The 23,996-nt window shown below is 71.4% G+C and carries 26 protein-coding genes; 17 read left to right on the top strand and 9 right to left on the bottom strand.

The window, feature by feature from the left end; translation table 11 throughout:
* Window positions 1–38: 38 nt before the first annotated feature.
* Complete coding sequence (locus AB0P41_RS28425) at window positions 39–689, top strand: thymidine kinase (RefSeq protein WP_356710264.1); 651 nt, start codon at window positions 39–41, stop codon at window positions 687–689.
* On the opposite strand, the gene AB0P41_RS28420 is transcribed toward AB0P41_RS28425, so the two are convergent.
* Both AB0P41_RS28420 and AB0P41_RS28415 read right to left on the bottom strand, forming a co-directional pair.
* Window positions 611–1,126 carry an asparagine synthase-related protein gene (locus tag AB0P41_RS28420; RefSeq protein WP_356710266.1) on the bottom strand — a complete coding sequence of 172 codons (516 nt, stop codon included), beginning with the start codon at window positions 1,124–1,126 and terminating at the stop codon, window positions 611–613. The two genes, AB0P41_RS28425 and AB0P41_RS28420, sit on opposite strands and share 79 nt — an antisense overlap.
* Window positions 1,044–1,820: a VOC family protein gene (locus AB0P41_RS28415; RefSeq protein WP_365934875.1), complete on the bottom strand. Its 777-nt coding sequence runs from the start codon at window positions 1,818–1,820 to the stop codon at window positions 1,044–1,046. Before AB0P41_RS28415 ends, AB0P41_RS28420 begins: the two co-directional genes overlap by 83 nt.
* A gap of 243 nt (window positions 1,821–2,063) precedes the next feature.
* On the opposite strand from AB0P41_RS28415, the gene AB0P41_RS28410 reads away from it, so the two are divergent.
* A complete protein-coding gene (locus AB0P41_RS28410) occupies window positions 2,064–2,891 on the top strand; it encodes a sulfurtransferase (protein WP_365934873.1) in 828 nt (275 codons plus the stop codon).
* Window positions 2,892–2,974: 83 nt separating this feature from the next.
* Here the strand turns inward: AB0P41_RS28410 and sepH are convergent, their stop codons facing one another.
* Window positions 2,975–4,039 carry a septation protein SepH gene (gene sepH / locus AB0P41_RS28405; protein ID WP_104789620.1) on the bottom strand — a complete coding sequence of 355 codons (1,065 nt, stop codon included), beginning with the start codon at window positions 4,037–4,039 and terminating at the stop codon, window positions 2,975–2,977.
* A gap of 498 nt (window positions 4,040–4,537) precedes the next feature.
* On the opposite strand from sepH, the gene AB0P41_RS28400 reads away from it, so the two are divergent.
* Window positions 4,538–5,521: a hypothetical protein gene (locus tag AB0P41_RS28400; protein WP_365934872.1), complete on the top strand. Its 984-nt coding sequence runs from the start codon at window positions 4,538–4,540 to the stop codon at window positions 5,519–5,521.
* Window positions 5,522–5,554: 33 nt separating this feature from the next.
* On the opposite strand, the gene AB0P41_RS28395 is transcribed toward AB0P41_RS28400, so the two are convergent.
* Both AB0P41_RS28395 and AB0P41_RS28390 read right to left on the bottom strand, forming a co-directional pair.
* The gene (locus AB0P41_RS28395; protein WP_365934870.1) at window positions 5,555–6,874 is read right to left on the bottom strand and encodes a D-arabinono-1,4-lactone oxidase; all 1,320 of its coding nucleotides are present in this window, start codon (window positions 6,872–6,874) and stop codon (window positions 5,555–5,557) included.
* Window positions 6,834–8,078: an MFS transporter gene (locus AB0P41_RS28390; RefSeq protein WP_365934868.1), complete on the bottom strand. Its 1,245-nt coding sequence runs from the start codon at window positions 8,076–8,078 to the stop codon at window positions 6,834–6,836. The genes AB0P41_RS28395 and AB0P41_RS28390 overlap by 41 nt, the downstream gene beginning before the upstream one ends.
* 115 nt (window positions 8,079–8,193) lie before the next feature.
* Here AB0P41_RS28390 and AB0P41_RS28385 point away from each other — a divergent pair, with 115 nt between their 5' ends.
* Both AB0P41_RS28385 and AB0P41_RS28380 read left to right on the top strand, forming a co-directional pair.
* Window positions 8,194–9,318 (top strand): ferrochelatase, encoded by a 1,125-nt coding sequence (locus AB0P41_RS28385; protein WP_356710278.1) that lies wholly within the window; start codon window positions 8,194–8,196, stop codon window positions 9,316–9,318.
* A 70-nt stretch (window positions 9,319–9,388) separates the two neighbouring features.
* Complete coding sequence (locus AB0P41_RS28380; RefSeq protein ID WP_356710280.1) at window positions 9,389–10,189, top strand: inositol monophosphatase family protein; 801 nt, start codon at window positions 9,389–9,391, stop codon at window positions 10,187–10,189.
* A gap of 100 nt (window positions 10,190–10,289) precedes the next feature.
* Here AB0P41_RS28380 and AB0P41_RS28375 read toward each other — a convergent pair whose 3' ends face one another.
* Window positions 10,290–10,463 (bottom strand): hypothetical protein, encoded by a 174-nt coding sequence (locus tag AB0P41_RS28375; protein WP_164992724.1) that lies wholly within the window; start codon window positions 10,461–10,463, stop codon window positions 10,290–10,292.
* 364 nt (window positions 10,464–10,827) lie between these two features.
* Here AB0P41_RS28375 and AB0P41_RS28370 point away from each other — a divergent pair, with 364 nt between their 5' ends.
* The 4 genes from AB0P41_RS28370 to AB0P41_RS28355 all read left to right on the top strand — a co-directional run bounded on the left by AB0P41_RS28370 (window position 10,828) and on the right by AB0P41_RS28355 (window position 14,403).
* A complete protein-coding gene (locus tag AB0P41_RS28370) occupies window positions 10,828–11,481 on the top strand; it encodes a response regulator transcription factor (protein WP_031089418.1) in 654 nt (217 codons plus the stop codon).
* 7 nt (window positions 11,482–11,488) lie between these two features.
* A complete protein-coding gene (locus AB0P41_RS28365; RefSeq protein ID WP_356710281.1) occupies window positions 11,489–12,730 on the top strand; it encodes an ATP-binding protein in 1,242 nt (413 codons plus the stop codon).
* Between the two features lie 404 nt (window positions 12,731–13,134).
* Window positions 13,135–13,431: a DUF4193 domain-containing protein gene (locus tag AB0P41_RS28360; RefSeq protein ID WP_003965732.1), complete on the top strand. Its 297-nt coding sequence runs from the start codon at window positions 13,135–13,137 to the stop codon at window positions 13,429–13,431.
* 12 nt (window positions 13,432–13,443) lie between these two features.
* Entirely contained in the window at window positions 13,444–14,403 is a 960-nt protein-coding gene (locus tag AB0P41_RS28355; protein ID WP_365934866.1) for a hypothetical protein, read from the top strand.
* 4 nt (window positions 14,404–14,407) lie between these two features.
* On the opposite strand, the gene AB0P41_RS28350 is transcribed toward AB0P41_RS28355, so the two are convergent.
* Window positions 14,408–14,863, bottom strand: a complete 456-nt coding sequence (locus AB0P41_RS28350) for a DUF3093 domain-containing protein (protein ID WP_356710285.1) — start codon at window positions 14,861–14,863, stop codon at window positions 14,408–14,410.
* Between the two features lie 58 nt (window positions 14,864–14,921).
* On the opposite strand from AB0P41_RS28350, the gene AB0P41_RS28345 reads away from it, so the two are divergent.
* The 8 genes from AB0P41_RS28345 (at window position 14,922) to AB0P41_RS28310 (ending at window position 22,461) form a co-directional block, all read left to right on the top strand.
* Window positions 14,922–15,506: a PaaI family thioesterase gene (locus AB0P41_RS28345; RefSeq protein WP_356710287.1), complete on the top strand. Its 585-nt coding sequence runs from the start codon at window positions 14,922–14,924 to the stop codon at window positions 15,504–15,506.
* A complete protein-coding gene (dut, locus tag AB0P41_RS28340; protein ID WP_014153608.1) occupies window positions 15,506–16,033 on the top strand; it encodes a dUTP diphosphatase in 528 nt (175 codons plus the stop codon). The genes AB0P41_RS28345 and dut overlap by 1 nt, the downstream gene beginning before the upstream one ends.
* Before the next feature lies 1 nt (window position 16,034).
* Window positions 16,035–16,802: a DUF3710 domain-containing protein gene (locus AB0P41_RS28335; RefSeq protein WP_356710289.1), complete on the top strand. Its 768-nt coding sequence runs from the start codon at window positions 16,035–16,037 to the stop codon at window positions 16,800–16,802.
* Between the two features lie 155 nt (window positions 16,803–16,957).
* Entirely contained in the window at window positions 16,958–17,692 is a 735-nt protein-coding gene (locus AB0P41_RS28330; protein WP_356710291.1) for an ABC transporter ATP-binding protein, read from the top strand.
* Between the two features lie 138 nt (window positions 17,693–17,830).
* The gene (locus tag AB0P41_RS28325; RefSeq protein ID WP_365934863.1) at window positions 17,831–20,374 is read left to right on the top strand and encodes an ATP-binding protein; all 2,544 of its coding nucleotides are present in this window, start codon (window positions 17,831–17,833) and stop codon (window positions 20,372–20,374) included.
* Window positions 20,375–20,429: 55 nt separating this feature from the next.
* Window positions 20,430–21,137, top strand: coding sequence for a response regulator (locus AB0P41_RS28320; RefSeq protein ID WP_356710295.1), 708 nt, complete (start codon window positions 20,430–20,432; stop codon window positions 21,135–21,137).
* 70 nt (window positions 21,138–21,207) lie between these two features.
* On the top strand, window positions 21,208–21,621 hold the full coding sequence (locus AB0P41_RS28315) for an OB-fold nucleic acid binding domain-containing protein (protein WP_356710297.1): 414 nt from the start codon (window positions 21,208–21,210) through the stop codon (window positions 21,619–21,621).
* A gap of 3 nt (window positions 21,622–21,624) precedes the next feature.
* Window positions 21,625–22,461, top strand: coding sequence for a DUF3159 domain-containing protein (locus tag AB0P41_RS28310; RefSeq protein ID WP_365934860.1), 837 nt, complete (start codon window positions 21,625–21,627; stop codon window positions 22,459–22,461).
* A gap of 107 nt (window positions 22,462–22,568) precedes the next feature.
* On the opposite strand, the gene AB0P41_RS28305 is transcribed toward AB0P41_RS28310, so the two are convergent.
* Both AB0P41_RS28305 and AB0P41_RS28300 read right to left on the bottom strand, forming a co-directional pair.
* Window positions 22,569–23,246 (bottom strand): TrkA family potassium uptake protein, encoded by a 678-nt coding sequence (locus AB0P41_RS28305; RefSeq protein ID WP_104789637.1) that lies wholly within the window; start codon window positions 23,244–23,246, stop codon window positions 22,569–22,571.
* The gene (locus tag AB0P41_RS28300; protein ID WP_356710301.1) at window positions 23,246–23,914 is read right to left on the bottom strand and encodes a TrkA family potassium uptake protein; all 669 of its coding nucleotides are present in this window, start codon (window positions 23,912–23,914) and stop codon (window positions 23,246–23,248) included. The genes AB0P41_RS28305 and AB0P41_RS28300 overlap by 1 nt, the downstream gene beginning before the upstream one ends.
* Window positions 23,915–23,996: the final 82 nt, after the last annotated feature.

The raw sequence follows: 23,996 nt of genomic DNA, 5'->3' as shown, positions 1-23,996 counted from the left end.
CCCACCCGCACACTCCTTCGAAAGGCGCGCCACCTCTCATGCCCGAGCTCGTGTTCTTCTCCGGGACGATGGACTGCGGAAAGAGCACTCTGGCTCTCCAGATCGGGCACAACCGCTCGGCGAGAGGGCTGCAAGGCGTGATCTTCACTCGGGACGACCGCGCGGGTGAAGGCAAGTTGTCCTCACGGCTGGGGCTCGTCACGGAGGCTGTCGAGGCGGACGAGGGGATGGACCTGTACGCGTTCCTGGTTGCCCAACTGACCAAGGGCGGCAGGGCCGACTACGTGATCGTGGACGAAGCGCAGTTCCTGGCCCCGGCCCAGATCGATCAACTTGCCCGGGTCGTGGACGACTTGGGCATGGATGTCTTCGCCTTCGGTATCACGACGGACTTCCGCACGAGACTCTTCCCCGGTTCGCAGCGACTGATCGAGCTGGCCGACCGGGTCGAGCAGCTCCAGGTCGAGGCCCTCTGCTGGTGTGGAGCCCGTGCCACGCACAACGCGCGGACCATAGAGGGCGAGATGGTCGTCGAGGGGGCTCAGGTCGTGGTCGGTGACGTGGACCGGCCGATGGGCGAGATCGGCTACGAAGTGCTCTGCCGCCGTCATCACCGGCGCCGGATGACCGCTGCGTCCGCGCACACGGGCGCGCTGTCCCCGGATGTTCTTCCTGTGTCATCCACTTGATGCCCGGGGCGCCGTGCGAGGTCGGCTGCAAGGAGTCGACGGGCGCGACAGCTTCTCCAGATGCCGGGGTAATCGCTCGGGCGGAGGCCATTCCGTAAGAGCTCTCCATACGCTGAAGCATGGCCGTTCTTGGGCCGGTCCACGATCTGGGACGGCAGCAGGTCCCGCACGGATTCCCGGACTACTCCCTTGGGCGAGCCGCCGAGCGATTTCATGTCCCACGGGATGTTCCACGCGTACTGGATCAGGCGGTGGTCGCAGAACGGCACGCGTACTTCGAGGCCGACGGCCATGCTCACCCGGTCGACGCGGTCGAGCAGCGGGGGGAGCCACCGGGTGAGGGCCGGGTGGGCGTCAGCTGCCGGGCGGTCGCACGATCGTGAACACCGCGCCCTCGGGGTCCGCGACCGTTGCCAGCCTGCCGCTGGAGGCCTCACGCGGCGGCTGCAGCACGTGCCCGCCGAGCTCCACGACCCGCGCCGTAGCCTCGTCGGTGTCGGCCACCTGGAAGTACGTCATCCAGTGGGGCCCCCGATCGCGCGGCAAGGCGTGCCCCACGCCGTGCAGGGCGGCCACCGGGCGGCCCCGCAGGTGGAGGGTCTGGTAGTCGAAGTCGGCCGAGACGACCGCCTCGGTCTCGAATCCGAACACGGTCTGGTAGAACTTGGCGACCGACGCGGTCTCCCGGGTCACCAACTCGTTCCACACGGGCGTGCCCGGAGTGCCGGCCACGGCGGTACCGAGGTGCTCGGCGGCCTGCCAGACACCGAAGACCGCGCCGCTCGGGTCGGACGCGATCAGGAGGCGGCCCGCGTTCCCGGCGTCGAGGGGCCCGACGGCCACCGTCCCGCCGCAGGAGCGGATCGACTCCGCCGTGGCGTCCGCGTCCTCGGTGGCGAGATAGGTCGTCCAGGCGATCGGGAGGTGCCGGCCGGGCGGCAGCTGCCCGATGCCCGCGACCTCCTTGCCCCCCAGCAGCGCCCGTACGTACGGTCCCAGCTGCTCGGGCCCGGGCTGGAACTCCCAGCCGAACAGCCGGCTGTAGAACTCCTGGGTCGCGGTCAGGCCGTGCACGATCAGACTCACCCAGCACGGGGCTCCAGGCGTGCGCCGGGCGGCAGCCTCGGTCATCTTCTTCTCTCTCCTCGTACCATCGGGGTGGCCGTACGGGGGGACGGAGCCCAGTGCGGTGTCCAGCGGCACGGATACGGGTGCGTACGCTCCGTGCAGATGCTCGCACCACTGAGGCTCCGAGGCACCCCGGCCGCGCCGCGTTTCCCGGCTTCCGCTCAGGCTGGAGTCCGCTTTGTTGCGATACATCCAATTCGGTACCGCGTCACCGAGGGCGGTCGCCCCTGCGCGAAGATGGCACCCATGAAGCCCATCATCACCGCATCCGAATACCTGAGCGAGTCCGCCGGTCCGCGCCCGCCGGTGCTCCTGGACATCCGCTGGCAGCTCGGCGGACCGAACGGCCGCGCCGACTACGAGGCCGGGCACATCCCGGGCGCGGTCTTCGTCGACCTCGACTCCGAGCTCGCGGGTCCGGCGGGCAGCGGCGGCCGTCATCCGCTGCCGGACCCGGAGGCCTTCGGAGCCGTCATGCGGCGGGCGGGGGTCGGCCAGGACGGCCCGGTGGTGGTCTACGACGGCGGTCAGGGCTGGGCGGCGGCCCGGGCGTGGTGGCTGCTGCGCTGGACCGGACACACCGACGTCCGCGTCCTGGACGGCGGCCTCGCCGCGTGGACCGGTGAGCTCACCACCCGCGTCCCGGAACCCGCCGAGGGCGACTTCCGGCCCCGGCCGGGCGCGCTCGGCCTCCTCGACGCGGACGCGGCCGCGGATCTGGCCCGCTCCGGCCTGCTGCTCGACGCACGGGCCGCGGAGCGGTACCGGGGGGACGTGGAGTCGATCGACCGCGTCGGCGGTCACATCCCCGGCGCGGTGTCGGCGCCGACCACGCAGAACGTCGGCGAGGACGGGCGCTTCCTGGCCGCCGACGCCCTCGCCACCCGCTTCGCCGGCCTGGGGGCCGACGGCGGAACCCAGGTCGGCGTCTACTGCGGCTCCGGCGTCTCGGGCGCCCATGAGGTACTGGCACTGGAGCTCGCCGGACACCGGGCCGCCCTGTACGCCGGTTCCTGGTCGGAGTGGTCCTCGGACGAGTCCCGCCCCGTCGCCACCGGGCCGGACCCTGCCTGACGTGACCGGGATCCGGACGGAGCGAGGGCCCGCACGCGACTGCGTACGGGCCCTCCTCATGTCACGGTCACCCGGTCCGGTCCTCAGTCCTGCTTCTTCCGGCGGGTGCCGAAGACGATCTCGTCCCAGCTCGGCACCGCCGCCCGGCGGCCCGGACGTACGCCGTCCGCCTCGGCCTGGCGGTCCGTGGTCCCGGTCAGCCTGTCGCGGTGGCCGGCCACCGCGCGGGGCATCAGCACATCGGCGTAGGCGGATCCCGCACCGGCGGACGCCGCCGCGGCCGGCGGCTCGTCGGCCTCCGGCTCCTCCTGCTGCGCAGGCTCCAGGGCGGGCGGCTCGGGCTGCGAAGGCCGCTCCGGGACGACCATGTCGCCACGGAAGCTCGGCACCGCCTCCAGGAGGCTGGTCAGCGAGTCGCGCTCGCCGGCGGACACACCGCTGACGCGCTCCTCCGGCTCCGGCGCCGGGGGAGCCGGACGCTCGATCTGCCGGTCCAGCGCACGGTCCAGCGGCCGGTCGCGAGGCAGCCGCGCGATCCGGGGCACGAACGGGAAGCTCGGCTCCGGAGCCGCGACGTCGTCGGTCTCGCCGATCAGCGAGCGCGCCTCCTCGTCGACGGCCTGCACGAGCCGCCGCGGCGGGTCGTACGTCCAGCTCGCGGAGTGCGGTTCGCCCGCGACGCGGTAGACCAGGAGGACCTCCCAGGTGCCGTCGTCCCGGCGCCATGAGTCCCACTGGACGGTCTCCCTGTCGGCTCCGCGCAGCAGCAGCCGCTCCTGCACCGCCTCGCCGAGCTGGGGACCGGTGTTCTCGCCGGGGCGCCGCACCGGAGTCTTCCGGGCGCGCTCGGCCATGAACGCGCGCTCCGCGAGCACGGGGCCCTCGAAGCGGCGTACCCGGTCCACCGGGATTCCGGCGAACTGGGCGACCTCCTCGGCGGAGGCGCCGGCGCGTATGCGCGCCTGGATGTCGCGCGGGCGGAGATGGCTCTCCACCTCGATCTCGATCTGGCCGAGCCGGGCGCGGTCGTTGCGCACGGCGGCACGCAGCCGCTCATCGATCGGAAGCGTGTACTCCGTGCTGTCTGCAGCCTTGAGCACCAGTCGTGTGCCGTCGTTTGAGACGGCCACGACACGCAGTTCGGGCATGGGAACCTCCCGGGTGGTGCCTGCCGACGTCACGTGCGTCGCTGCTTCCGCTAGTCGAGTGTGACCTGCCCGGGTTCAGCCTGCCACAACCTTGCCAAGTTACCCGGCGTGTCGGGCCTCGGCCCTGGAACACCACTGGCACGGTTACCTGTTTACGACGCGGAGTGACCGGTTGGTCGCTCCATATGTAGCAGGCACCCGTGCGATGCCGCGGCGCCGCCGGTTCGGGTGCCACCCTTCGGCCCCCTCCCGTAGGTTCCGGATACCCGTGTGGGAGTCCGGCCCCAGGGCTCGCCACAGTACTCCATTCGGGCCACGTGGGTGGACCGGCGCGCCGCCGAAGTTCTCACCGGGTACGGCAGTTGGGTCACCCGGATGTCTGCGGTATGCCCTCAATGCGTGTGCTGCTTCACAAAATCTCCAGAATCGGAACCATTTGATTCGCTCAAATGTCCCTTCCTGGTGCAAGGTGGGGTAGTTGTCGAGCAGGGGCTGATCATGGTTCAGAAGCCGCAGAGCGGTGCGGAACGCAAGGAAAGGCGCATAGATCTGAGCCTCCCGCAGGTTGCGGGCAGTGCCGTCGCGGCGGTCGCGGCGGCGGTGATGGCCTCCCAGCTCGGCGTGTACGGAACCATTGCCGGCGCCGGTGTGATGAGCGTGGTGGCCACCTGCGGAGGCTCGGTCTTCCAGCACTTCTTCCGCCGCACCGGCGAACAGATCCGCGAAGTCACCGTCCAGGTGATGCACCCTGCGGGCCGTCAGGTGACCGTGCGCACACGGGAGACGTTTTCCGGCTCGCAGCGGCCGGAGGACGACGCGACGCGGGTCCTGCGCGCGGTGGAGCCCGGCGCGGACCGCACGACGGTGCTGCGGCAGGCCCGGCCCGGGGTGGCGGGGCCCGGCGGCGCGCATCCCGGAAGCCCGGCCCCCGACGAGGCGTTCCCGGACGGTTCCTACTCCGACGCTCGTACGCACGGCACGCGCGTCCGCGGCTGGAAGCGTTCGGCCCTCGCGGCCACGGGGGTCTTCGTCCTGTCGATGGCCGGCATCACGGTGTACGAAGTGGTCGCCGGGCAGGATCTGGGGGGCAACGGGAGGACCACCATCGGCACCGTCGTGAGCGGCGAGCGCCACGGCGGGTCGACCTCCCCCTCACCCTCCCCGTCGGACAGCGCGGGCCAGGAGGACGAGGGGGATCAGGGGGACGACGGGAACGCCCCCGGCAGCGGGAGCCCGACCTCGCCCGGCACCGGCCAGGACGACGGCGGGAGCGCGCGGCCGGACCCCTCGGGCGGCGACGGTCCGGCCACCGGCCCCGCCCCCACGCCCTCGGCGTCCGGTGGGGTCACCACCCCGGAAGCCACCACCCCGGCGGAACCGGGCGACACCGGCACCACGCCTGCCGCGCCGGACCCGGCCGGGACCGAGGAGGCCCCGGACCAGCAGGGCGGGGACACCGCCGGGAGCGGCACGGACCGGTGAGCCCGTCCCCGGGTGTGCGGGAACAGCTCCCGCTCAGTCCCCGAGCACGCGGCGCAGGTAGTCGTTGGCGAACAGCCGGTCCGGGTCGAGGCGGTCGCGTACGGCGGTGAACTCGCCGAACCGCGGATAGCTCCCGGCCAGGTAGCCGGCGTCACGGGTGTGGATCTTGCCCCAGTGCGGGCGGCCGTCGTACCCCGTCATGATCCGCTCGACGGCGGTGAAGTACGCCTGGTAGGGCGTGCCCCGGTACAGATGCACCGCGATGTACGCGCTATCCCGGCCCGAGGCCGTGGAGAGCGCTATGTCGTCCGCGGGGGCGGTGCGGACCTCCACCGGGAAGCTGATCCGCAGCGGCGAGCGCTCCACCATCGCCTTGAGCTCCCGCAGGGCCCCGACCGCCGCCTCGCGCGGCAGGGCGTACTCCATCTCGACGAAGCGCACCCGCCGCGGGCTGGTGAACACCTTGTACGGGATGTCGGTGTACGTACGGGCCGACAGGGCGCGGCTGGAGATCCTGGCGATGGAGGGGATGGCGCCGGGGACCGCGCGGCCCAGCGAACACGCGACCTGGAAGACGCCGTTGGAGAGGAGCTCGTCCTCGATCCAGCCGCTCACCCGCCCGGGCGGAGCGGCGGGGCCCGCGCTCCGGTTGTTGCGCTTGGTGTTGCAGTTCGCGGTGTGCGGGAACCAGTAGAACTCGAAGTGCTCGTTCTCCGCGACGAGCTGATCAAAATCGGCCGTGACCCGGTCGAAGGTCATCGGCTCCTCGCGGGCCGTCAGCAGGAAGACCGGCTCCACCGCGAACGTGACCGCGGTGATCACGCCGAGCGCCCCTAGCCCGATCCGGGCCGTCGCGAACACGTCCGGATGTTCGTCGGCCGAGCAGCGCAGCACCGTGCCGTCGGCCGTGACCAGCTCCAGCGCGCGGATCTGCGCGGCCACCGACGCCGAGTCGCGGCCGGTGCCGTGGGTGCCGGTCGAGACGGCCCCGGCGACCGTCTGCTCCATGATGTCGCCCATGTTGGTGAGGGAGAGCCCCTCGCGGGCGAGCGCGGCGTTGAGACGCTTCAGCGGTGTGCCGGCCTCGACGGTCACGGTCATCGACCGGCGGTCGACGCCACGGATGCCGGTGAGCAGATCCGGACGTATGAGGACGCCCTCGGTGGCGGCGGTCGCGGTGAACGAATGACCTGTGCCGGCCGGCTTGACCGTCAGGCCTTCGTCGGACGCCCTGCGGAGCACGTCGGCGAGTTCGTCGACGGAGGCGGGGGACTCCACGCGTGCGGGCCGGGCGGTGACGTTGCCCGCCCAGTTACGCCACGTGTTCGCCGTCCGTGCGTAGGTGTCGGTCATCTTCCCCGCGCCCTCCCCTAGGAACCGGCTCCGCGAGCCGGCGGTACCCCAGGAACGCCACCGCGGCCGCGAGCGCTCCCGCCACGGCGGGCACCGCGTACCCCGCCCCGGCACCGGAGGCGTCGACCACCCAGCCCGCGGCGGAGGAGCCGAGTGCGACTCCGACGGCGAGTCCGGTGCTGGTCCAGGTCATGCCCTCGGTCAGCTGGGTGCGCGGTACGTGCTGCTCGACGAGGGCCATCGTGGTGACCATCGTCGGTGCGATGGCGAGGCCCGCGACAAAGAGCGCCACGGCCAGGAACGGCAGGCTCCCGGCCAGTTGGAGGGGGATCATACTCACGGCCATCGCGCACACCCCCACCAGCCACCGGGTGGACGGCTTCCCCCGCAGGTGCACCAGGCCGAAGACGGCACCGGCGAGGCAGGACCCAAGGGCGTAGACGGCGAGTACGAGACTGGCCGCCACCTTGTGGCCGCGCTCCTCGGCGAAGGCCACGGTCACCACGTCGACCGCTCCGAAGATGGCCCCGGTGGCGACGAAGGCGCTCACCAGCACCTGGAGGCCGGGCGAGCGGAGGGCCGAGCCGCCCGTGTGGTGCTCCTTCGGGTGCGGCCGGGGTTCGGTGGCACGCTGGGCCGTCAGCCAGAAGACGCCGCTCACGAGGAACACACCGGCGACCAGGGGGCCGGCCTCCGGGAACCACGCGGTGGACAGGCCGATGGAGACGATGGGCCCGAAGATGAAGCACACCTCGTCGACGATCGACTCCCAGGAGTACGCCGTGTGCAGCTGACGGCCGGACCCCCGGTAGATCTCCGCCCAGCGGGCCCGGACCATCGAGCCCATGCTGGGCACGCAGCCCGCGCCGGCCGCGAAGACGAACAGGGTCCAGTCCGGCAGCCGCTGCTGGGCGCAGACCAGGAGCCCCGCCACCGCCGCCGCCGCGACCAGGGTCACCGGGCGCAGCACGCGCCGCTGCCCGTACCGGTCGACCAGCCGGGAGACCTGCGGGCCCATCACGGCCGCCGCCATGGCCAGCGTGGCGGAGAGCGCTCCGGCCAGCCCGTAGCGGCCGGTCATCTGGGAGACCATCGTCACGACGCCGATGCCCATCATGGCCAGCGGCATCCGGCCGAAGAATCCCGCCGCGGAGAACCTCAGGGACCCGGGGGCGGCGAAGATGGCACGGTAGGGGCTGGGCAAGGGGCGCTCCGGGAAAGCCTGTCAGGTGTATGGGTGGCCGATACAGCTTACGGGCGCGGCGGACCCGCCGACGGCGGTTGCCGCACTGTCGGTGGGGGGTGGCAGGATCGGGTGCATGTCCGATCTGCGTGGTCCCGCTCCCTACGACGCTCTGCTGCTGCTCTCCTTCGGTGGTCCCGAAGGCCCCGACGACGTGGTCCCGTTCCTGGCGAACGTGACGCGCGGCCGGGGCATCCCCGAAGAACGGCTCAAGGAGGTCGGCAAGCACTATTTCCTCTTCGGCGGCGTGAGCCCGATCAACGCCCAGAACAGGGCGCTGCTGGACGCACTGCGCAAGGACTTCGCGGAACACGGCGTGGAGATCCCGGTTCACTGGGGCAACCGCAACTGGGCTCCGTACCTCACCGACACCCTGCGCGAGATGATCACGGACGGCCACCGCCGGATCGCCGTGCTCGCCACCAGCGCCTACGCCTCGTACTCCGGGTGCCGTCAGTACCGTGAGAATCTGGCCGAATCGCTGGCCGCGCTGGAGGCCGAGGGGCTCCCGGTGCCCCGGGTGGACAAGCTCCGGCACTACTTCAACCACCCCGGGTTCGTACGGCCCATGGTGGACGGCGTGCTCGCGTCGCTGGCCGATCTCCCCGAGGACGTCAGGGCGGGCGCGCACCTCGCGTTCAGCACCCACTCCATCCCGGTGTCGGCGGCCGACACCTCCGGGCCGGTGGAGACCCACGGCGACGGCGGCTCCTACGTGGCCGAGCACCTGGAGGTCGCCCGGCTGATCGCCGAGGCGGTGCGCGAGGAGACCGGCGTGGAGTACCCGTGGCAGCTCGTCTACCAGTCGCGCAGCGGCGCCCCGCACATCCCGTGGCTGGAGCCCGACATCTGCGACCACCTGGAGGCACTCCACGGCGACGGTGTCCCGGCGGTCGTCATGGCCCCCATCGGCTTCGTCTCGGACCACATGGAAGTGCTGTACGACCTCGACACGGAGGCCACCGCGAAGGCCGCCGAGCTCGGACTGCCCGTGCGCCGGTCCGCGACGGTGGGCGCGGACCCCCGGTTCGCCGCCGCCGTGCGTGAGCTCCTCCTGGAGCGCGCCGCCGCCGAGCAGGACCGCCCGGTCGCGCCGTGCGCCCTGGGAGCACTCGGCCCCTCCCACGACCTCTGTCCGGTCGGCTGCTGCCCGGCCAGGGCCCCCAAGCCGGCCGCCGCGGGCGCCGACAGCCCGTTCTAGCCACCGCCCGCATCCGCCGCCCCGGGCGCCGACAGGCCCGTCCGGCCCCGCGAACCACCTCTGGAGCGTTGTGACCGACCCCCTCCTGTCCGAACTGCTCGACCTCGCCCTGGAAGCGGCCCGCCGGGCGGGCGCGCTCCTTCGTGACGGCCGCCCCGCCGACCTCGGGGTGGCCGCGACGAAGTCCAGCCCGATCGACGTCGTCACGGAGATGGACATCCGGGCGGAGAAGCTGATCACCGGCTATCTCTCCGAGCACCGCCCCGCCGACGGCTTCCTCGGGGAGGAGGGCGCCAGCGCCGAGGGCACCAGCGGCATCCGGTGGGTCATCGACCCGCTCGACGGCACGGTGAACTACCTCTACGGCCTTCCGACCTGGTCCGTCTCCATCGCGGCCGAGAGGGACGGCGAACGGGTCGTCGGCGTCGTCGAGGCCCCGATGCGGCGAGAGACGTTCCACGCGGTGCTCGGCGGTGGTGCGTACGGCAACGGGGAGGCGCTGCGCTGCCGGCCCACGGCGCCCCTCGACCAGTCCCTGGTGGCGACCGGGTTCAACTACGTCACCGAGGTCCGCGCCCACCAGGCGGCCGTCGCCCAGCAGCTCATTCCGCGGTTGCGTGACATCCGGCGCGGGGGGTCCGCCGCCATCGAGCTCTGCGACGTGGCGGCGGGCCGGCTCGACGGCTACTACGAGCGCGGACTGCACCCGTGGGACGTCGCGGCGGGTGATCTCATCGCCCGGGAGGCGGGAGCCCTCACCGGGGGACGGCCGGGCAGGCCGGCCGACGGGGACCTGACGGTCGCGGCGACTCCCGGCGTCTTCGAGCCCCTGCAGACGCTTCTGGAAGAGCTGGGCGCCTGGCACGACTGACGTACGTGCTCCCTGAGCCCGTCAGGACCCCCAGGAGGGTGACGGGACGGGAGAGGGCCCCGGAGAGCCATCGCGGCTCCCGGGGCCCTCTCATGGCGTCTCAGACGCTTGTGGCGCCGATTTCCACGCCGTGCTCGGCGGCGAGGCGGTGCAGGTCGTCAAGCTCTCCCTGCTCGACATCCGCGAGGAAGTCGTCGCCCGTCTCGCGAGCCCTCGTGAGGTCGGACTCGGTGGTCTTGATTCGTTGCAGCAGACCTGCGGTGAAAGCGTCCATGAAGCGCCCCCTCGTCGTGGGTCGGTGGCACGGGGGTGTGCCCGGTGGTCCTCCGGCCCACGGGGCCGGAGTGCGGGTGATCACGCAGTCCCTCTGGATGCGGGACGGGCTGTGGTACGCCACATGCAGGGCGTGATCGCGGGTGTGAGAGCGTCCTCCCCGCCGCCCGCCCGCGAGAAACCTCAACTGTCGTGGAAATCCGCTCAATTCCCTGGAGCGGCGGACCGGGCCGCGCCGTCTTACCGCCGGTTTATGCGCGTTGCGGGCAGGATGGACGCGCACAGTCGGTGCCGCTGACGTGCTGCGAGCGGCCGGAACGAGGGCCACTCGCCGTTTTTTCGAAGATCTAGGGAAGGACTGCGCCGTGCGCGTACTCGTCGTCGAGGACGAGCAGCTGCTCGCCGATGCGGTGGCCACCGGGCTGCGCCGGGAGGCCATGGCCGTCGACGTCGTCTACGACGGAGCGGCGGCCCTCGAGCGCGTCGGGGTGAACGACTACGACGTCGTCGTGCTGGACCGGGACCTTCCGGTGGTGCACGGGGACGACGTCTGCCGCAAGATCGTCGAGCTCGGCATGCCCACCCGGGTGCTGATGCTCACCGCCTCCGGTGACGTCAGTGACCGGGTCGAAGGCCTGGAACTGGGTGCGGACGACTACCTCCCCAAGCCCTTCGCCTTCAGCGAGCTGACGGCGCGGGTGCGCGCCCTGGGGCGCCGCACCACGGTCGCGCTGCCGCCCGTGCTGGAGCGGGCCGGCATCAAGCTCGACCCCAACCGCCGCGAGGTCTTCCGGGACGAGCAGGAGATCCAGCTCGCCCCGAAGGAGTTCGCCGTCCTGGAGGTCCTGATGCGCAGCGAGGGCGCGGTCGTCTCTGCCGAGCAGCTGCTGGAGAAGGCGTGGGACGAGAACACCGACCCGTTCACCAACGTGGTGCGGGTGACGGTCATGACCCTGCGCCGCAAGCTCGGTGAGCCGCCCGTCATCGTCACCGTCCCCGGCTCCGGATACCGGATCTGAGGGCGTGATGGCAGCTTCCCCGGCCCCCATGAAGGCACCCCCGAAGCCGACCTGGGAACCCAAGGCGCAGGAGTCCCCGTACCCCTGGCTGCGGCCGACCATCCGGATACGGCTCACCCTGCTCTACGGCGGCATGTTCCTGATCGCGGGCATCCTCCTGCTGTCGATCATCTACATGCTGGCGGCGCAGGCCCTGCACGACGCCGGCGGCCCGGCCTTCCAGGTCTCCGGCACGAACGTCCAGATCTCCAGCGACACCTGTCCGCAGCTCGGCTCCGCCCAGAACAACGGCCAGCTCAACGAGGCGATCAAGAACTGCACCGCGGCCCAGCGCCAGCACGCCCTCGACTCCCTGCTGAACAGGGCGCTGCTGGCCCTCGTCGGCCTCAGCATCATCGCCTTCGCGTTCGGCTACGCCATGGCAGGCCGTGTCCTGTCCCCGCTGGGCCGCATCACCCGCACCGCCCGCCGGGTGGCGGGGACGGACCTTTCCCGCCGGATCGAGCTGGACGGCCCGGACGACGAGCTGAAGGAGCTCGCGGACACCTTCGACGAGATGCTGGACCGTCTGGAGCGGGCCTTCACCGCCCAGCAGCGGTTCGTGGGCAACGCCTCGCACGAGCTGCGTACGCCCCTGGCGATCAACCGCACTCTCCTGGAGGTCCATCTCTCCGATCCGGAGGCCTCACCGGAGCTCCATCAGCTGGGCAAGACGCTCCTGGCCACCAACGAGCGCAGCGAACAACTGGTCGAAGGGCTGCTGCTGCTCGCCCGCAGCGACAACCAGATCGTCGAACGCAAGCCCGTGGACCTCGCCGAGGTCGCCGACCGCGCCATCGACCAGACCAGGGCCGAGGCGGCGGCGAAGGGGGTCGAGGTCCGCGGCGAGCGGGCCCAGGCCGTCGTCCAGGGCAACGGGGTGCTCCTGGAGCGGATCGCCCTGAACCTCGTGCAGAACGCCGTGCGCTACAACGTGGCGGAGGGCGGCTGGGTGGAGACCACCACCGAGCTCAGCCACGGACAGGCGCTCCTGACGGTCTCGAACACCGGACCCGTGGTGCCCGCCTACGAGATCGACAACCTCTTCGAGCCGTTCAGGCGGCTGCGCACCGAGCGCACGGGCAGCGACAAGGGGGTGGGACTCGGCCTGTCGATCGCGCGGTCCGTCGCGCGGGCGCACGGAGGCCGTATCATCGCGGAGCCCCGCGAGGGCGGCGGTCTCGTGATGCGCGTCACCCTGCCTGTCTGAGAGGCTTCACGGTGTGAACGCGCATTGGATCGCTCTGTTCGCTTTGGGCGGAATTTTCGGACCCTGTCTCCGTTCTGTCCCTGTGTGATCGATCACAGGGGCGTATTCCGGTCCCTCCACTCTCCGTGATCACAACTCTGTCCGAAAGCCTGGAAACGTCCGGGTTTCCGGGGGTCGATATCACGGGAAGTACACGGGGTGGCGCCCGTGAACTGCAGCAATAGGACCGTGTACGGTCCCCATCGCCACCCAAGCTGATCGCTCACGAGGGATCCGGTTGGGTGTCGATTGAGTAACAGACCTTGATGTGAGGCAAAATCTCCGCCTCAGGTCGGGCACAAGTCCGGCCTCTCACGCGTTACGTGCGCTGAGACACCGCAGACACCCATGAGGGGGAGAGCGACATGGCAACGGATTACGACACCCCACGCAAGACCGACGACGACGTGGACCAGGACAGCCTCGAAGAGCTCAAGGCTCGTCGGAGCGACAAGACGGCATCCGCCGTTGACGTGGACGAGTTCGACGCGGCAGAGGGACTGGAGCTGCCCGGCGCAGACCTGTCCAACGAAGAGCTGGCCGTGCGGGTGCTGCCCAAGCAGGCCGATGAGTTCACCTGCATGAGCTGCTTCCTCGTGCACCACCGGAGCCAGCTGGCGCGCGAGAAGAACGGCCAGCCCATCTGCCGCGACTGCGACTGAGGCAGGCCGGCCGTGGCAGGCGACACACCGTTCCGGAAGCGGCGCTTGCGGCGCACGAAGTCGTCGGAGGCACATCAGGGCGGCACAGGCCCGGCAGAGGGCGAGAACCCCGCTGCCGAGCACCAGGCCGCCCTGCCTGCCTCTCCCGGCACACCACCTGACGACGAGCGGGGCCGTCCGGCCTCGCTCGAAGCGGTAAGGGCGACGGATCCGTCACCCGGGCCCGGGCAGGACGGACCACAGGAGCCCCCCAAGGGTTCCGGCCGCCTGCACACACTGAAACGAGGCGTACGCAAGAGCCGGGAGAGCGCCACGGCGGCGGTCGGCATGGTGGCCGACCGCATCATCGACACGGCTCCCCGAGTCCCCGTGCGGGACCTCGCCACCCTGCGCAGACAGTTCCCGGGGCTCGGCCCGGAACAGCTCGCCGACAAGCTCGTCGCGGGCGCCTGCAACGCGACGGCGACCGTCGGCGCGGGCATCGGTGCGGCGGCGATGATGCCCGTACCCCCCGCCATGCTCGCCGAGCTGGCGGCGGAGATCACCGGAGTGGCCGCCATCGAGATGAAGCTGGTCGCCGAGCTCCACGAGGTCTACGGCCGGCGCCCGCCGGGCAATCTCGGCCAGCGCAGCACGGCGTATCTGACGGCCTGGACGGAAGAGCGCGGCATCGACGTCTCACGCCCCACCACGCTCAACGCGGCGCTGGGCGGGCAGATGAAGCGCGAACTCCGCCAGCAGATCATGAAGCGCACCGTGCGCGACCTGCCGAACCTCATCCCGTTCATGATCGGCGCCGCCGTCGGCGCCCTGATGAACCGACGGGACACCAGAAGGCTCGCCGACCGGGTCAGGAACGACCTGCGGCGCGGACAGGTCCCCTGGGACCGCCTCCCGGAGCTCCCCCCGCTGGAACAGCCCGAGAAGCTTGCCCCGGAGCTGCCCGAGGGCCTGGACGACCCCGGCCGCTGACCGCTCAGGCGGGTACGGGCGCGAGGGCCGCCACCAGAGCCTGCGGCTCCCGGGTCGACAGGTAGAGATACGGCGTCGGGTCGTCCGGATCCGTGACCTTCACCCGCACCGCCGTCGGGACGTAGCTGCGCAGCAGCATGAACGCCCGGGGATCCGCCTTGTACGAGCGCCAGGCGCGCGCCTCGTCCCCGTCCAGCACCTCGGCGTCGCCGAGTGCTTCGAGGGGGATCCGGGCATCGCCGGCGACGAGGGCGCCCGCCACGACCCGGATGCGCGCGGAACCGTACGAGCTCACGCCCACGCATGCCGCGGCCGTGCCGGCGACCAGACCGCCGAGCATCGGCAGGGCGCCGAGCGGCAGGAGTACCAGCGCACAGGCGACGCCGATCCCGAAGGCGATGAGCCACCACGAACGGGGTGCGGTGAGACGTTCGTCGAAGGGGGGTGCGGAAGGCTGCATGAAAGCAAGCTTGGCACGGCGCGACCCGCGGCCGGCCGCGCGGGTAAGGTCTGCGGCTGTGAGTGGAACATCTGCACGTCTGACGCCCCCGGCCGGAGCGGTGAAGCCTGTCCGCCATCCCGATGCCCCCGAGCCGGGCGAGCTCCTCGGGTCCCACTACGAACACTGTTTCGGCTGTGGCGGCGGACAACCGCACGGACTGCATCTCCAGGCGACGGCCGGAGAGGGCGTGAGCGTCACCGCCGAGTTCACCGTGAAGCCCGCCCATCAGGGCGCTCCGGGGCTGGCGCACGGCGGAGTCCTGGCCACGGCGATGGACGAGACGCTCGGGGCGCTGAGCTGGCTGCTGCGGGTCATCGCGGTGACCGGCCGGCTGGAGACCGACTACGTCCTGCCGGTGCCCGTCGGCACGGTGCTCTTCCTGGAGGCCGAAGTCACCGCGGTGCACGGCCGGAAGATCTACTGCCGCGCGACGGGACGGACCGGCGGCCCCGAAGGGCCGGTCGCGGTCCGCGCGGAAGCCCTCTTCATCGAGGTCAAGGTGGACCACTTCATCGACAACGGGCGGCCGGAGGAGATCCAGGCCGCGATGTCCGATCCGAACCAGGTCAGGCGCGCCCGCGCCTTCGAGGTGAACCCCTGATGCGCCACCCCGTCGACGTACTCATCCGCAGGGTCGACCCGGACGTGCCGATCCCCGGCTACGGACACCCGGGTGACGCCGGTGCCGATCTGGTCACCACCGAGGCGGCCGAGCTCGCCCCGGGCGAGCGGGCGGTGCTCCCCACCGGGGTGTCGATCGCCCTGCCCGACGGCTACGCCGCCTTCGTCCACCCCCGCTCCGGCCTCGCCGCCCGCTGCGGAGTGGCCCTCGTGAACGCCCCGGGGACGGTCGATGCCGGGTACCGTGGAGAGATCAAGGTCATCGTGGTCAATCTCGACCCACGCGAGACCGTGAGGTTCGAACGGTTCGACCGGATTGCCCAACTGGTCGTCCAGCAGGTCGAGAAGGTGCGCTTCCACGAGGTGACGGAACTCCCCGGCTCGGCGCGGGCCGAGGGGGGCTTCGGATCCACCGGCGGTCACGCCGCCGTGGACGGCGTCACGGGCGGTAACACCCAGGGTGGGAACAGCTACGCTTCGGTCGTATCCGACCGGGAAGGACGTTGACGTGTTCGGACGTCGCAAGAACAGTGGTTCCGCCAAGGACACGGCGGACGAAGCGCGCGAGGCCGAGCAGGTCGCCGACGAGCTCGACGACACCGCCGAGGGCGGTTCGCGCCGTAGGAACCTTCCGCCGGCCCCCCGCCCCGACGGGCCGTGGGACATCTCCGAGGTCTCCCAGCCCGGCGAGGGCCGGGTGGACCTGGGCGGCATCTTCGTGCCCGGGGTCGAGGGCATGGAGCTCCGCGTGGAGGTCGCCGGTGACGCGATCGTCGCGGCGACCGTCGTGCTGCGCGACAGCGCGGTACAGCTGCAGGCTTTCGCCGCTCCCAAGAAGGAGGGCATCTGGGGCGAGGTGCGCGAGGAGATCGCCTCGGGCATCACCCAGCAGGGCGGGGTCATCGACGAGGTCGAGGGCCCGCTCGGGTGGGAACTGCGCGCCCAGGTCCCCGTGCAGCTTCCGGACGGGAAGAACGGCGTACAGCTGGTGCGCTTCATCGGCGTCGACGGTCCGCGCTGGTTCCTGCGCGGGGTGATCTCCGGCCAGGGTGCCGTCCAGCCGGAGGCCGCCGGGCTCCTGGAGACGATCTTCCAGGACACCGTCGTCGTGCGTGGTGACGGCCCGATGGCGCCGCGTGACCCGATCGTCCTGAAGCTTCCCAACGACGCCCAGATGGTGCCCGAGGGTGTGCAGCAGGAGGACCAGGAGAACTCGAAGTTCTCCGGCGGCATGGGACAGCTCCAGCGCGGCCCCGAGATCACCGAGGTGCGCTGACCGCACCCCGGTTCGCCGGGAGGCCGGTGGGCGGTGCCCCGGGGAGGGGGCGCGGCCCACCGGCCTTTCCATTGCCTCACCGGCTGCCTCATGCACATACTGGCGGCTGCCTGAGGAGAGCGGTACGCACGGCGGCGTACGCACGGGGGAGAGCGATGACACGGAGCACCGACGGACAGACCGGCACGGCCCTGGCCGAGAGCCCGGCCGACGGCCCCATGGTGAGGGTCGAGGACCTGCACCGTTCGTACGGGAGCGGCGCTGCCGCCGTACACGCCCTGCGGGGGGTCTCCTTCGAGATCCCGCGCGGAGAGCTCGTCGCGCTCAAGGGCCGCTCGGGATCGGGCAAGACCACCCTGCTCAATCTGGTCGGCGGACTCGACACCCCGGACAGCGGCCGGATCACCGTGGGCGGCACCGACCTCGCCGGGCTCGGCGAGGACGGGCTGCTGGAGCTTCGCCGGGACAGGATCGGCTTCATCTTCCAGTCGTTCGGCCTGATCCCGATCCTGACCGCCGCGGAGAACGTCGGCGTACCCATGCGCCTGCGCAGGACCGACCCGCACGAGCGCGAGGAGCGCGTGGCGCTGCTGCTCTCCCTGGTGGGACTCGGTGACCACGCCCAGCAGCGGCCCGGGGAACTCTCCGGCGGCCAGCAGCAGCGTGTGGCGATCGCCCGCGCGCTCGCCAACCGGCCCGCCCTCCTGATCGCCGACGAGCCCACCGGGCAGCTCGACGCGGAGACCGGGCTCGCGGTCATGCAGCTGCTGCGGGCGGTCGTGCGCAGCGAGGGCGTCACCGTCCTGGTCGCCACGCACGATCCGCAGCTGCTCGGCTTCGCCGACCGGGTCCTGGAGATCGGCGACGGAGACATCGTCGAGCACGTCTGACCTGCTGAGCCGCGTCAGAATCGCGTCAATACGGACCCCCGGCGCGCCTCTCCTGGCCCTGGGCGAGAAATTCCCGGGGTAGCTTCGAACCCGGCTCCCCGTATCTGCGGTGGCCGGTGCAGGGAAGACAATGGGGCCATGGGACGCGGCAAGCTACGGATCTACCTGGGTGCGGCACCCGGCGTCGGCAAGACCTACGCGATGCTGTCCGAGGCCCACCGACGGGTGGAACGGGGCACGGACTGCGTCGTCGCGTTCGTCGAGCACCACGACCGTCCGCGCACCGAGGTGCTGCTGCACGGCCTGGAGCAGATCCGGCGCCGTGACATCGAATACCGCTCCGCGGTCTTCGCCGAGATGGACGTCGACGCGGTGCTGGAAAGGGCGCCGGCCGTCGCCCTCGTGGACGAGCTCGCCCACACCAACGTGCCCGGCTCCCGCAACGCCAAGCGCTGGCAGGACGTCGAGGAACTCCTCAGGGCCGGCATCGACGTGGTGTCCACCGTCAACATCCAGCACCTGGAGTCCCTCGGCGACGTCGTCGAGTCGATAACAGGGGTGCGGCAGCAGGAGACCATCCCCGACGAGGTCGCCCGGCGGGCCGACCAGATCGAGCTTGTCGACATGTCGCCCCAGGCGCTGCGCCGGCGCATGGCCCACGGCAACATCTACCAGTCGGACAAGGTCGACGCCGCCCTGTCCAACTACTTCCGCCCCGGCAACCTGACCGCCCTGCGCGAGCTGGCCCTCCTCTGGGTCGCCGACCGGGTCGACGAGTACCTCCAGCAGTACCGCGGCGAGCACGACATCAGCGCCCCCTGGCAGGCCCGTGAGCGCATCGTCGTCGGACTGACCGGCGGACCGGAGGGCCGTACGCTCATCCGCCGCGCCTCCCGGATGGCCGCGAAGGGCTCCGGCAGCGAGATCCTCGCGGTGTACATCGCCCGCAGCGACGGACTGACCTCCGCGTCGCCCAAGGAGCTCGCTGTCCAGCGCACCCTCGTGGAGGACCTCGGGGGCACCTTCCACCACGTCATCGGCGACGACATACCCTCGGCGCTCCTCGCGTTCGCCCGGGGCGTCAACGCCACCCAGATCGTCCTCGGCTCCAGCCGCCGCAAGACCTGGCAGTACATCTACGGCCCCGGGGTCGGTGCCACGGTCGCCCGCGAGTCGGGACCCGACCTCGACGTGCACATCGTCACGCACGAGGAGGTCGCCAAGGGGCGCGGGCTGCCGATCGCGCGCGGGGTCCGGCTCAGCCGCACCCGGATCCTCTCGGGCTGGCTCGTCGGCGTCGGCGGGCCGTCCCTCCTGACCCTGCTCCTGCACGGAATGGAGAACGGACCGGGACTCGCCAACGACGTCCTGCTCTTCCTCTTCCTGACCGTCGCCGCCGCGCTGCTCGGGGGCCTGGCCCCCGCGCTCGCCTCCGCGGCGGCGGGCTCCCTGCTCCTGAACTACTGGTTCACACCGCCCACCCACACCCTGACCGTCCAGGACCCGGAGAACTTCGTCGCCATCGTGATCTTCTTCGCGGTGGCGGTGGCGGTCGCCTCCGTGGTCGACCTGGCGGCCCGGCGCACCCACCAGGCCGCACGACTGCGCGCCGAGTCGGAGATCCTCTCCACCCTCGCCGGCAGCGTCCTGCGGGGCGAGACCGCCCTGGACGCCCTGCTCGACCGGGTCCGTGAGACCTTCGGCATGGAATCCGTCGCCCTCCTGGAACGGCAGAACGACGTCGAGCCCTGGACCTGCGCCGGATCGGTCGGGCCCGCGCCGGTGGCCCGGCCCGACGACGCGGACGTGGACATGCCGGTCGGCGACCACATGGCGCTGGCGCTCTCCGGACGGGTGCTGCCCGCCGAGGACCGCCGGGTCCTCGGCGCCTTCGCCGCGCAGGCCGCGGTGGTGCTCGACCGGCAGCGCCTGGTGGGGGAGGCGGAGGCCGCCAGACGGCTCGCCGAGGGCAACCGGATCAGGACCGCGCTGCTCGCCGCCGTCAGCCACGACCTGCGTACCCCGCTGGCCGCCATCAAGGCAGCGGTGAGCTCCCTGCGCTCCGACGACGTCGCCTGGTCCGACGCGGACGAGGCGGAACTCCTCGCGGCCATCGAGGACGGCGCCGACCGCCTGGACCACCTGGTCGGCAACCTGCTCGACATGTCCCGCCTGCAGACCGGCACGGTGACCCCGCTGATCCGCGAGCTCGACCTCGACGAGGTCGTCCCGATGGCCCTCGGCGGCGTACCCGAGGGCAGCGTCGACCTGGACATCCCCGAGACGCTGCCCATGGTCGCCGTGGACCCCGGACTGCTGGAGCGGGCGGTCGCCAACATCGTGGAGAACGCCGTCAAGTACAGCTCCGGCCGGGAACGCGTCACCGTCGCCGCCAGCGCCCTGGGCGAACGCGTCGAGCTGCGGGTGGCCGACCGGGGCCGTGGAGTCCCGGACGAGGCCAAGGAACGCATATTCGAGCCGTTCCAGCGGTACGGCGACGCGCCGCGCGGCGCCGGGGTCGGCCTCGGGCTCGCCGTCGCCCGGGGCTTCGTGGAGTCCATGGGCGGCACGCTGGACGCCGAGGACACCCCGGGTGGCGGCCTCACCATGGTCCTCACGCTCACGGCCGCGCCGGGGCAGGTGCGGGCCGGCCCCGTCCCGCCCGTGCGCGTCGCCTCGTGAGATCCCCGCGGCGCGCCCCCGTCCCGTACACGTTTCCAGGAAAGGCAGGTCCGCGATGACCCGGGTGCTCGTGGTCGACGACGAGCCGCAGATCGTGCGCGCCCTCGTGATCAATCTGAAGGCGCGCAGGTACGAGGTGGACGCGGCGCCCGACGGGGCGACCGCCCTCCAGCTCGCGGCGGCACGCCACCCCGACGTCGTCGTCCTCGACCTCGGGCTGCCCGACATGGACGGCGTCGAGGTGATCAGGGGCCTGCGCGGCTGGACCCGGGTGCCGATCCTCGTGCTCTCCGCCCGCCACACCTCAGACGAGAAGGTCGAGGCCCTGGACGCCGGTGCCGACGACTACGTCACCAAGCCGTTCGGCATGGACGAGCTGCTGGCCCGGCTGCGCGCCGCCGTGCGCCGGGCCGAACCGGTCGGCCAGGACGTCGGCGACGACCTGGTGATCGTCGAGACCGAGGGTTTCACCGTCGACCTGTCGGCGAAGAAGGTGCACCGTGAGGGCCGCGACGTGCGCCTCACGCCCACGGAGTGGCACCTGCTGGAGGTCCTCGTCCGCAACGCCGGGCGGCTCGTCAGCCAGAAGCAGCTGCTCCAGGAGGTCTGGGGGCCCTCGTACGGCACCGAGACCAACTATCTGCGGGTCTACATGGCGCAGCTGCGCCGCAAGCTGGAGGCCGACCCCTCGCACCCCAGGCACTTCGTCACCGAGCCCGGCATGGGCTACCGCTTCGAGCGGGGACGGTCCGTCCCCGAGTGACCGGCCTCACTCGTTCGGGTGGCATCCGTACGGGCCAGCCCCCGCCGCGGGAGACCGGTACCCTTCGGGTATGAGCGCTGTTCCCCGATCCGAGAAGTCAGGCGGGACCTCGAGGTCCGGCCGCTTCCGCCGCATGCTCGACCGGCTGTCCAGCTCCCAGGAGGACCTGGAGTCCGAGGAGCTGCAGGAGGACACGCACGCGTCGGGCTGCACGCGCATCTCCGAGTGCTCGGACCGCCAGATCGTCAAGGTCACTGGTACCTTGCGGACGGTCACCCTGCGGCCGCGTGCCGGAGTGCCCGCCCTGGAGGCGGAGCTCTTCGACGGCACCGCGCCGCTCGACGTGGTCTGGCTGGGCCGGCGTTCCATCGTCGGCATCGAGCCGGGCCGCAAGCTCATCGCGTCGGGCCGCGTGGCCATGAGCCACGGCCGCCGGGTGCTGTTCAACCCCAAATACGAACTCCGACCGCTCGGCAAGGAGTAGCCGGTGACGTCTCTCGACAAGCCGACGTCCGAAACGGACCAGCCCCACCGCACCGACCAGCAGGACTCCGACGCGAAGGCGGTCACGGAAGCCGCGCTCTTCGAGGCCTTCGGCGGCGTGCGCGGCATGGTGGAGACAGTCCTGCCCGGGCTGCTCTTCGTCACGATCTTCACCGTCAACAAGAATCTGACGGCCTCGGCGGTCGCCGCGCTGGCCGTCTCCCTGGCCCTCGTCGTCGTACGGCTGCTCCGCAAGGACACCGTCAAGCACGCCTTCAGCGGCGTCTTCGGTGTGGCCTTCGGTGTGCTCTTCGCGAAGATGACGGGCAACGCCAAGGACTTCTACCTCCCGGGCATGATCTACACGCTCGGCCTGGCCCTCGCGTACCTCGTCACGACCCTCGCGGGTCTGCCGCTGATCGGACTGATCCTCGGCCCGGTCTTCAAGGAGAACCTCTCCTGGCGCACCCGGAACCCCGGCCGCAAGAAGGCGTACGCCAAGGCCAGCTACGCCTGGGGGCTGATCCTGCTCGCCAAGTGCGCGATCCTCTTCCCGCTGTACTGGTGGGCCGACACCGCTCAGCTCGGATGGGTGCTGGTCGCGCTCAAGATCCCGCCTTTCCTGCTCGCGGTGTATCTGACCTGGGTCTTCCTCGCCAAGGCGCCGCCGCCCATCGACGTCTTCGCCGAGATGGAGGCGGAGGAGCAGGCAGAGAAGGACCGCAAGGCGGTCCGGGACGGCCTGGCCCCCGAGTTCGCGCAGGCCGAAGAGGACCTGGCCACGGGCGTGGCCGGCACGGACCGCGACCCCGGTCCCGCCAGGCACCGGCGTACGGACTGAGTCCGGACGGGCCTGGACTCGGTCCGCCACTCGCAGGAAGGGGCCCGGACCGTACGTCGACGACGTACGGTCCGGGCCCCTTCCGTGCGTCGGAACGCGGCCCTGCCTCAGTCCTCGGCGGGCTCGCGGCGGACCGACAGCAGGTCCTCCAGCTGCTCCTCGCGGGCCTGGGCGGCTACGAACAGCAGCTCGTCACCGGCCTCCAGGGTCTCCTCGGGGCTCGGCGTCAGCACCCGGGTGCCGCGGATGATCGTGACGAGCGAGGTGTCCTCGGGCCAGGCCACATCACTCACCCGGATGCCGGCCAGCGCAGACTCCGGGGGCAGCGTCAGCTCGACCAGGTTGGCGTCGCCGTGACTGAAGCGCAGCAGCCGGACGAGATCGCCGACGCTCACCGCCTCCTCGACGAGGGCGGACATCAGACGCGGGGTGGAAACCGCGACGTCGACGCCCCAGGACTCGTTGAACAGCCACTCGTTCTTCGGGTTGTTCACGCGGGCCACCACCCGCGGGACGCCGTACTCGGTCTTCGCCAGCAGCGAGACGACCAGGTTGACCTTGTCGTCACCCGTCGAGGCGATCACGACGTTGCACCGCTGGAGCGCCGCCTCGTCGAGCGACGTGATCTCGCAGGCGTCCGCGAGGAGCCACTCGGCCATCGGGACGCGCTCCACCGAGATCGCGGTCGGTGCCTTGTCGATCAGCAGCACCTCGTGCCCGTTCTCCAGGAGCTCGGCCGCGATGGAACGGCCCACCGCACCGGCCCCGGCAATCGCGACGCGCATCAGTGACCGCCCTCCTCGGGACCTTCGGCAAAGGCCTCCTCGACCTTCGCGATCTCGTCCGTACGCATCATCACGTGGACCAGGTCGCCCTCCTGCAGAACCGTCTGCGACGTGGGCAGTATGGCCTCACCCAACCGGGTGAGGAAGGCGACGCGGACGCCCGTCTCCTCCTGCAGTGTGCTGATCTTGTGCCCGATCCAGGACGGCGTGGTGTGCACCTCCGCGAGCTGCACACCGCCGCTCGGGTCGCGCCACAGCGGCTCCGCGCCCGACGGCAGCAGCCGCCGCAGCATCTGGTCCGCCGTCCAGCGGACCGTGGCGACCGTGGGGATGCCCAGACGCTGATAGACCTCGGCACGCCGCGGGTCGTAGATGCGCGCCGCGACGTTCTCGATGCCGAACATCTCGCGGGCCACGCGGGCGGCGATGATGTTGGAGTTGTCGCCGCTGCTGACGGCCGCGAACGCTCCGGCCTCCTCGATACCCGCCTCACGCAGGGTGTCCTGGTCGAAACCGACCCCGCTGACCCGCCTGCCGCCGAAGCCGGAACCGAGCCGGCGGAACGACGTGGGGTCCTGGTCGATCACGGCGACCGTGTGCCCCTGCTGCTCCAGGGTCTGCGCGAGAGCGGCTCCGACGCGCCCGCAGCCCATGATGACGATGTGCACCTTGCGCCTACCTCGCCGTCCTGGTCGTCCGGATGACCTGCGAAAACACCCTGCTCACACTTCTCTCTCAGCTTGCGGGGCA

This window comes from Streptomyces sp. NPDC079167 (assembly GCF_040686735.1).
Lineage (GTDB): Bacteria > Actinomycetota > Actinomycetes > Streptomycetales > Streptomycetaceae > Streptomyces.
Note: the sequence above shows the minus strand (reverse complement) of the source record. Positions and strands in the feature narration are given on the sequence as shown.